6 protein-coding genes are annotated in these 7366 nt (G+C 65.6%); 5 read left to right on the top strand and 1 reads right to left on the bottom strand.

Annotated elements, in window-relative coordinates:
* The first annotated feature begins 302 nt into the window (after nt 1-302).
* From CLD20_RS18205 to CLD20_RS20460, 3 genes are read left to right on the top strand one after another with little or no spacing between them, the layout of a single operon-like run.
* Nucleotides 303-995 (top strand): HNH endonuclease, encoded by a 693-nt coding sequence (locus CLD20_RS18205; RefSeq protein ID WP_224408095.1) that lies wholly within the window; start codon nt 303-305, stop codon nt 993-995.
* Entirely contained in the window at nt 992-1630 is a 639-nt protein-coding gene (locus CLD20_RS18200) for a hypothetical protein (RefSeq protein WP_224408094.1), read from the top strand. Before CLD20_RS18205 ends, CLD20_RS18200 begins: the two co-directional genes overlap by 4 nt.
* A complete protein-coding gene (locus tag CLD20_RS20460) occupies nt 1594-1920 on the top strand; it encodes a nucleotidyltransferase domain-containing protein (RefSeq protein ID WP_370636938.1) in 327 nt (108 codons plus the stop codon). Before CLD20_RS18200 ends, CLD20_RS20460 begins: the two co-directional genes overlap by 37 nt.
* A 171-nt stretch (nt 1921-2091) precedes the next feature.
* Here the strand turns inward: CLD20_RS20460 and CLD20_RS18190 are convergent, their stop codons facing one another.
* Nucleotides 2092-4836 carry a cation-transporting P-type ATPase gene (locus CLD20_RS18190; RefSeq protein ID WP_224408092.1) on the bottom strand — a complete coding sequence of 915 codons (2745 nt, stop codon included), beginning with the start codon at nt 4834-4836 and terminating at the stop codon, nt 2092-2094.
* Nucleotides 4837-5025: 189 nt separating this feature from the next.
* On the opposite strand from CLD20_RS18190, the gene CLD20_RS18185 reads away from it, so the two are divergent.
* On the top strand, nt 5026-6198 hold the full coding sequence (locus CLD20_RS18185; RefSeq protein ID WP_224408091.1) for a transporter substrate-binding domain-containing protein: 1173 nt from the start codon (nt 5026-5028) through the stop codon (nt 6196-6198).
* A 156-nt stretch (nt 6199-6354) separates the two neighbouring features.
* Nucleotides 6355-7359, top strand: coding sequence for a deoxyribose-phosphate aldolase (gene deoC, locus CLD20_RS18180; protein ID WP_224408090.1), 1005 nt, complete (start codon nt 6355-6357; stop codon nt 7357-7359).
* Nucleotides 7360-7366 lie beyond the last annotated feature (7 nt).

Raw genomic sequence — 7366 nt, 5'->3', positions numbered from 1 at the left:
TGGTGGGGTGAGGGGGAGTTCTGGCCGTTCGCGGGTTGGCAGCGGTTCATTTCCAAAGCACGGCCATCCCGCAGTCGGCGATCGGACGACGTAGGTTGAGCCGACAGCCGTCCCCCGCAAAAGGGACCGGCCAACAGGTATGGCTCGAACGCAGGTCAAGGCTTCACGTCCCTATGCAAGATCTTGGAAAGCCCATAGATCCGCAAAATCGCTTCTCTGTTATCAGCCGAAGCGATATGGACGACTGGCGCGGTATACCGCCGCCACAATACTAGCCATGAGCAAAGAAATGGGGAATGCCAATGGCAGGGCGCAAGGCTATCCCGATGGCTACAAAATTCCGACTATTCTCTGAAGCGGCAGGTCACTGCCAGAGGCCAGAATGTCTGGACGCGTTGTTCCCCGCTGAAATGGGCGGTGACAAGCACGTCGCCGAAATGGCTCACGTCATACCGCACGGTGAGGGCGGGCCGCGCCACGAAGATCGACCGACTGGAGACTTCGATCCCGACAAATTCGAAAATCTGATCTTACTATGCCCAACATGCCACGCGAAGATCGACAAGGATCCCGACGGGTTCCCTCGCAATGTTCTGCTGGGTTGGAAGCAGAACCACCTTGCCAAACTAGCGGTGAAGCAAGGGATCCGATCTTATGATAAGCGCATCGAAGTGAGAGCAGCGGTTGCCGGGGTGATGGCCGAGAACAAGGCCATCTGGGACAAATTCGCCCCGGAGCACGGATCCGATTTTGAGTATGACCCCGAGTCCGAGGCAGCAAAGGCTTGGGGCCAGCGGATGCGGAGCGTCATCCTACCCAACCACTATCGCATTCAGGCGATTATACACACCAACCTTAGGCTCGCCACTGAAGACGAACGCCGGACCTTCGCAGAATATCTGGAGCATGTGCGCGGCCTATCGGAACGCCATGTTTGTGGAGTTTCCGGCCGCGCGATTCGGTTTCCCGCGGCGATGGAGAGTATCTTCTCGTGAACTGGCAGGTGAAATACGCGCTCGCCAACATCGCAAAGCAGTCGCAATCGACCGCGGAACACATGGAGGGCGATCTGATCCGGATCGTGACCCCAGATCAGCCGGACGTGCTAGCCGCGATATCAGCCGCGTACGAGATCAGTGCTGCGGCAGCGGGGAGCTACCGAGAGAAATACCCGGGGATGGATTTCCTGTGTGGCTATCGTACGGCCTGCATTTGGCATGGTGAGGCAGTCGAATATCTCCAAGGCGTCGGCGTCGGCTGGGGAAGTTTCGGAACCTTGACCTCGGCCGCGCTTGACGGAGATGCAAATACCGCCTCCCACAAAACCTACAAGTTCTCTGACCGACTGCTTCGACAATATGGGCGGGTGCAGGCGGTAAGTCGGGAGTACGACCGCATCCACCTAGTCACGCTCAAGAGTGGAGCTCGTCTTAGGATCGGCATGATCGCCGACTATGAGCCTACCGCAGACGCCGTTCGCAATCTCTGGGATCATTTTGGGCCTGTCGATTTCGTCTGGAACATCAACCCGAACGGAAGTCCCTCGCCTGAAGCAATTGACGCCGGGAATGAGCTTGGGTGCGAGGTAGGGAAATGGGAAGAGTTGAATCAACGTCTGATAAGCGCCTAATGACGGCCAGTGAGATTGCCGCCCATCTTCTGGGTAGTTGCCGATATCTGGAACAGTTCGACGCATACATGTTCGGATCGACTCTGCGGGGAACTGCCGAGGATATTGATATTCTTGTTGTCGGTCCCGGTGGCAACACGTTATATCAGCTAAAGCGGGAATTGCTGGCGGCAGGCGAATTTCTGCCACTCCACATTCTTTACATGCTGCCATCTGAAGAACGGTACTCCGACTTCGTAGCGCGACAGAAATGTGTACCGCTTACGGAACTGGCCGTATCAGCGGGGTAAGAAAGCGGTAAGGTACTGGACAAGTTTGGATGACTGACCGCAAATTAAATGCCTTGAGCGCTTGAACGATGCTCGCGGGTTCTCTGAGTTCAAACGAGGTCTGCTTCTAGGATGGCTGCGCGCCTACCATGAACGGCGGACTTGGGCGCAAATCAGACTTCCCCGCCCCCCTCACCCCCTCCACCGCCGCATCACCCCCTTCTCCACCTCCAGCACCGCAAACAGCAGCACGCCCACGCCGATCACCATCGCAAGATCCCCCACTGAAAGCGGGCGGCTCTCGAAAATGAACTGCGCCGGCGGGGCGTAGGTGAAGACGGCCTGCGCCAGCGTCTGCAGCGTAATCCCGATGAGGACGGCGCGGGTGCCGAGGATGCCGCGCCAGGTGAGCGAGGGGCCGCCCATGAAGCGGATGGAGAAGAGATAGGCCATCTCCATCGCCACCATGGTGTTGACCACGATGGTGCGCGCGGCTTCGACGCTCTCCCCGCGCTGAAGCGCGAAATGGAACATGCCGAAGAGCCCGGCGGCGAAGAGCGATGAGACGAAGACGATCCGCCAGAGGAGGAAGCCTGAGACCAGCGGCTCGTCCGGCCGCCGCGGGGGGCGGTCCATCGTGCCGGGCTCCGTCGGCTCGAAGGCGAGCGGGATGCCGAGCGTCACGGCGGTGATCATGTTGATCCAGATGATCTGCGGCGCCGTCACCGGCAGCATCAGGCCGAAAAGCATCGCCCCCATGATGGAGATCGCCTCGCCGCCATTCGTCGGCAGCGTCCAGGCGACGACTTTTTTGAGGTTGTCGTAGACGGTGCGCCCCTCGCGCACGGCGGCGACGATGGAGACGAAATTGTCGTCCGCGAGCACCATGTCGGCCGCCTCCTTGGCGGCTTCGGTACCCTTGCGGCCCATGGCGACGCCGACATCGGCGCGTTTCAGGGCCGGCGCGTCGTTGACCCCGTCGCCGGTCATGGAGACGACGGCGCCTTCCGCCTGCAGCGCTTCCACGATGCGGAGCTTGTGCTCCGGGCTGGCGCGGGCAAAGACGTCGGTCGCCGCGACGAGTGTCTTCAGTTCCTCGCCCTCCGCCGCGTCGATATCGGCGCCGGTCGCGACCCGTACTTCGTCCGCCGCGCCGCGCGAGAGGGCGAGCACCCGGCCGATGGCGCCGGCGGTGGCGGCATGGTCACCGGTGATCATCTTGACGGTGATGCCGGCCCGCTTGCAGTCGGCGACGGCCTCGAGCGCCTCCTCGCGCGGCGGGTCGATGAGGCCGACGAGGCCGATCATCGCAAGGCCCTCTTCAAGGTCCTCATGGCCGAGCGTGCCGGCTTCGGGCGTCAGGTTCTTGGTGGCGAAGGCGAGCACGCGCTTGCCCTCGGCGGCGAGCGCCTCCGTGCCCGCCTGCCAGTAGGCGGCGTCGAGTTCTTCGGGGCCCGCCTCGCCGATCTGGCAGGTGCACATGGCGGCGATCCGCTCCGGCGCGCCCTTGACGTAGACTTTGCGCTCCGCGCCCTCCTCGTGCAGCGTCGCCATGAAGCGATGGGCGGAATCGAAGGGGATCTCGTCCTGGCGCGAAAAGGCGCCCCGCGTCGTCTCCCAGTGCCAGCCGGCGCGCGCCGCGAAGGTGACGAGCGCGCCCTCCATCGGGTCGCCCTCCACCACCCAGCCCTCCGGGCTTTCGCGCAGGCTCGCGTCGTTGCAGAGGAGCGCGGCGCGGGCGAGGAGCCCGAGCGTGGAATGCGCATGCCCGTCGAGCGTCTCGCCGTTCTTCACCGGCGCGCCGTCCGCCGGGTCGTAGCCGGTGCCCAGAATCTCGATGTCGCCGTCGGCGAGGATGGCGGTCGTGGCGATCATCTCGTTGCGCGTCAGCGTGCCCGTCTTGTCGGAGCAGATGACGGAGACGGAGCCGAGCGTCTCGATCGCCGGCAGGCGGCGGATGATGGCGTTGCGGCGGGCCATGCGCTGCACGCCGATGGCGAGCGTGATGGTCATCACCGCCGGCAGGCCTTCGGGGATGGCCGCGACGGCAAGGCCGATCACCGCCATGAAGGCCTCTTCCCATTGATAGCCGGTGAAGTAGACGCCCCAGAGGAAGACGAGCGCCGCGCCGCCGAGGATGACGAAGGTGAGCTGGCGGGCAAAGACGTCCATCTGCTTGACGAGCGGGGTCGTCAGTTCGCGCACTTCCGAAAGCAGCGTGGTGATGCGGCCGAGCTCGGTCGCCTTGCCCGTCGCGGTGACGAGGGCGCTCGCCTGGCCGGCGACGACGAGGGTGCCGAAATGCGCCATGGAAGAACGCTCGCCGAGGACGGCGCCGGGCGGGGAGGGCTCGGCGTTCTTGTCGACGGGGACGGATTCGCCCGTCAGCGCCGCTTCCTCGATCCTGAGCGAACGGGCGCGCAGGAGGCGGAGATCGGCCGGCACGCGGTCGCCCGCCTCGACGAGGACGACGTCGCCCGGCACGATTTCTTCGGCGGGCACGGTGAGCCGCCGCCCGTCGCGCAGGACCGCCGCGCTGGGGCTGATCATGTCGCGGATCGCATCGAGCGCCTTTTCCGCGCGGCCCTCCTGGATGAAGCCGACGACGGCGTTGATGACGACGACGGCGAGGATCAGCGAGGTGTCGATCCATTCGGCGAGCGCCGCCGTGACGAGCGCCGAGGCGAGGAGGACGTAGATGAGGAGGTTGTTGAACTGGGCGAGGAAGCGCAGGAGCGCCGGTCGCGGCGGCGCCGCCGGAAGAAGGTTCGGCCCGTAGCGCGAAAGCCGCTCTGCGGCTTCCTCCGTGGTGAGCCCCTCGCGCCGGGCGCCGAGCCGCGTGAGCGCTTCATCCGCCGAAAGGGCGTGAAAGCCCGGCCCCTCGGGCGCGGCGCCTTCCGCCGCGGCCTCAGCCTTCGTTTTCTGCGCCTGCCGCATCGCGCATCCCTTCGCCTGCCTTATCCCGATAACTGGCGGCTCCGGGTCGGCCGGTCAAAGGGCAAGGGCGATTTGGCGCGGGGGGCGGCGCCGATGCGCGGCGCGTTAGGCCGGAAATAAGACTTCCCCGGCAGGATGCCGAGACGCGGCGGGGGCCGGCGGCAGGGACGGCGAAGGGGAAGATTGCGAATGCGTGCGGCAGGTTTTGGCGGCTCCGCCCGGGGCTTTCGCCTCGCTCTTTGTCTGTTCCTCTGCCTCGGCGGCGCGATCTTCGCGGGCGCGCCGGCCGGCGCCCAGGGCGCGCCGGAAGGGGAGAGCCCGGCCGGCGCACCGGCAGCGGCCCCGGCCCTTTCCGATCAGGCCCCGCGCGAGGTTGCCGTCGGGCTTTATCTCAACGCGCCCTTCGCCATGCGGGCAGGCGAGGACGGCTATCGCGGCATGGCCGTCGAGCTGTGGGAAAAGGTGGCGGCCTCCACCGGCCTTTTGCCGCAATACCGGGTCTATCCCACCGTGCGCGCCCTCGTCGATGCGGCGGCCTCCGGCGAGATCGACGTGGCGGTGACGAGCCTTTCCATCACTGAGCCGCGGGCCCGGCGCATCGACTTCACCTATCCCTGGTTCGACGGCGGCCTCAGGATCATGGTCGACAGCCGCAACGGGGCCGGTTTCTGGGAGGTGTTGCGGGGCCTGCGGGATTTCGGCTTCCTGCGCTCCTATCTCTGGCTCGCCTTCGTCATTCTCCTCGCCTCGGTCCTCTTCACGCTCTTCTACCGCCGCTTCGACAAGAACTTTCCGACGCGCTGGCGCGACGGCTTCGCGGAGGGCTTCTACGCCGTCATGTCGATCGCCACCTCCGGGCGGGCATCGATCTCGAAGAACTATTTCGGCTGGCTCGGGCGCATCTGGGCGGCGCTCTGGCTCGTCTGCGGCGTCGCCGTCGTCGCCTACCTCACTTCCTCGGTGACGAGCGTCATGACGACGATCTCCCTCAACAACCAGATCGACAGCCTCGCCGATCTGCCCGGCAGGCGCGTCGGCGTGTCGGAAGGAACCGTGGCGGAGGATTATGTGCGCCAGAACGGCATCGAATTCGTTCCCTTCGACAATCTGGAAGATGCGGTTTCGGCGCTGCTTGCCCGCGATATCGACGCGATCGTCGATGACGCGCCCGACCTTGAATATTACGTCCACAACCATGCCGACCAGCCGCTGGAGGTGATCGGCGCGATCTTCCAGCGCGACAAGTACGGCTTCGGCGTGGCGAACCAGTCGGGGCTGACCCGGCCGATCTCGGTGGAGCTGATCGCGGCGCAGGATCGCGGCGAGATTGCGGATCTGAAGGAAAAGTACTTCGGCAACTAGCCGTAGGACCGGAATCGGCCGCGCGCGTCCGCCCGCGGCGGTGGGCGTGCCCGGCTGCGGCCATTGATGCGGCCTGCCGGATCGACCATGCTGCCGGCGCATGGGCCGAGGCACCGGCAGAGAAGAGCCGCCCGGCAACGTTTCTGGGAGAGGAAGATGTCCGCAGACCGGGTTACCCCGCTCGCCCCGCTTTCCGGCCCGAAGGCCGGGACGGAGGCGGCGCGCAATCCCGGCACGGAGCTGAGGCCCGAATGGTTCGAGGAGGCGCGGGTCAATCTCTCCGGCGTGGAACGCCGCGCCGCCACGATCCCGACGCGCCGGACGGTGAAGAAGGAATGGCAGGCGGCCTGGCTGGTGAAGGCGATGAGCTGCATCGACCTGACGACGCTTGCCGGCGACGACACCGAGGAGCGGGTGCGCCGGCTCTGCGCCAAGGCGCGCATGCCCTTGCGCACCGATCTCGTCGAGGCGCTCGGCCTTGAGGCCGCGCCGAAGGTCGGCGCCGTCTGCGTCTACCCCACCATGGTGGCGGCGGCCGCAAAGGCGCTGGAAGGTTCCGGCATCCCCGTCGCCTCGGTCGCGACCGGCTTTCCGGCGGGGCTGATGCCCCTGAAGCTGCGTCTGGAAGAGATCCGCTATGCGGTCGGCGAGGGGGCGGGCGAGATCGATATCGTCATCACGCGAGCCCATGTGCTCGGCCAGGACTGGCAGGCGCTCTACGACGAGGTGGCGGCGATGCGCGAGGCTTGCGGGCCCGCGCATATGAAGGCGATCCTGGCGACGGGGGATCTGAAGACGCTCCGCAACGTCTTCAAGGCCTCCATGGTGGCGATGATGGCCGGCGCCGACTTCATCAAGACCTCGACCGGCAAGGAGGACGTCAACGCCACGCTCCCCGTCTCGCTGGTCATGCTGCGGGCGATCCGCGACTATCTGGAGCGCACCGGCCAGAAGGTCGGCTTCAAGCCGGCGGGCGGGCTGAAGACGGCGAAGGACGCGCTTTCCTGGCAGTTCCTGATGAAGGAGGAGCTCGGCCGCGACTGGCTGGAGCCGGATCTCTTCCGCATCGGCGCGAGCTCGCTGCTCGCCGATATCGAGCGCCAGATCGAGCATTTCGTCACCGGGCGCTATTCGGCCGCCATGCGCCACGCCATCGGCTAGGAACCTG

This window comes from Afifella sp. IM 167, from assembly GCF_020144925.1.
Classification (GTDB): Bacteria; Pseudomonadota; Alphaproteobacteria; order Rhizobiales; family Afifellaceae; genus Afifella.
Note: the sequence above shows the minus strand (reverse complement) of the source record. Positions and strands in the feature narration are given on the sequence as shown.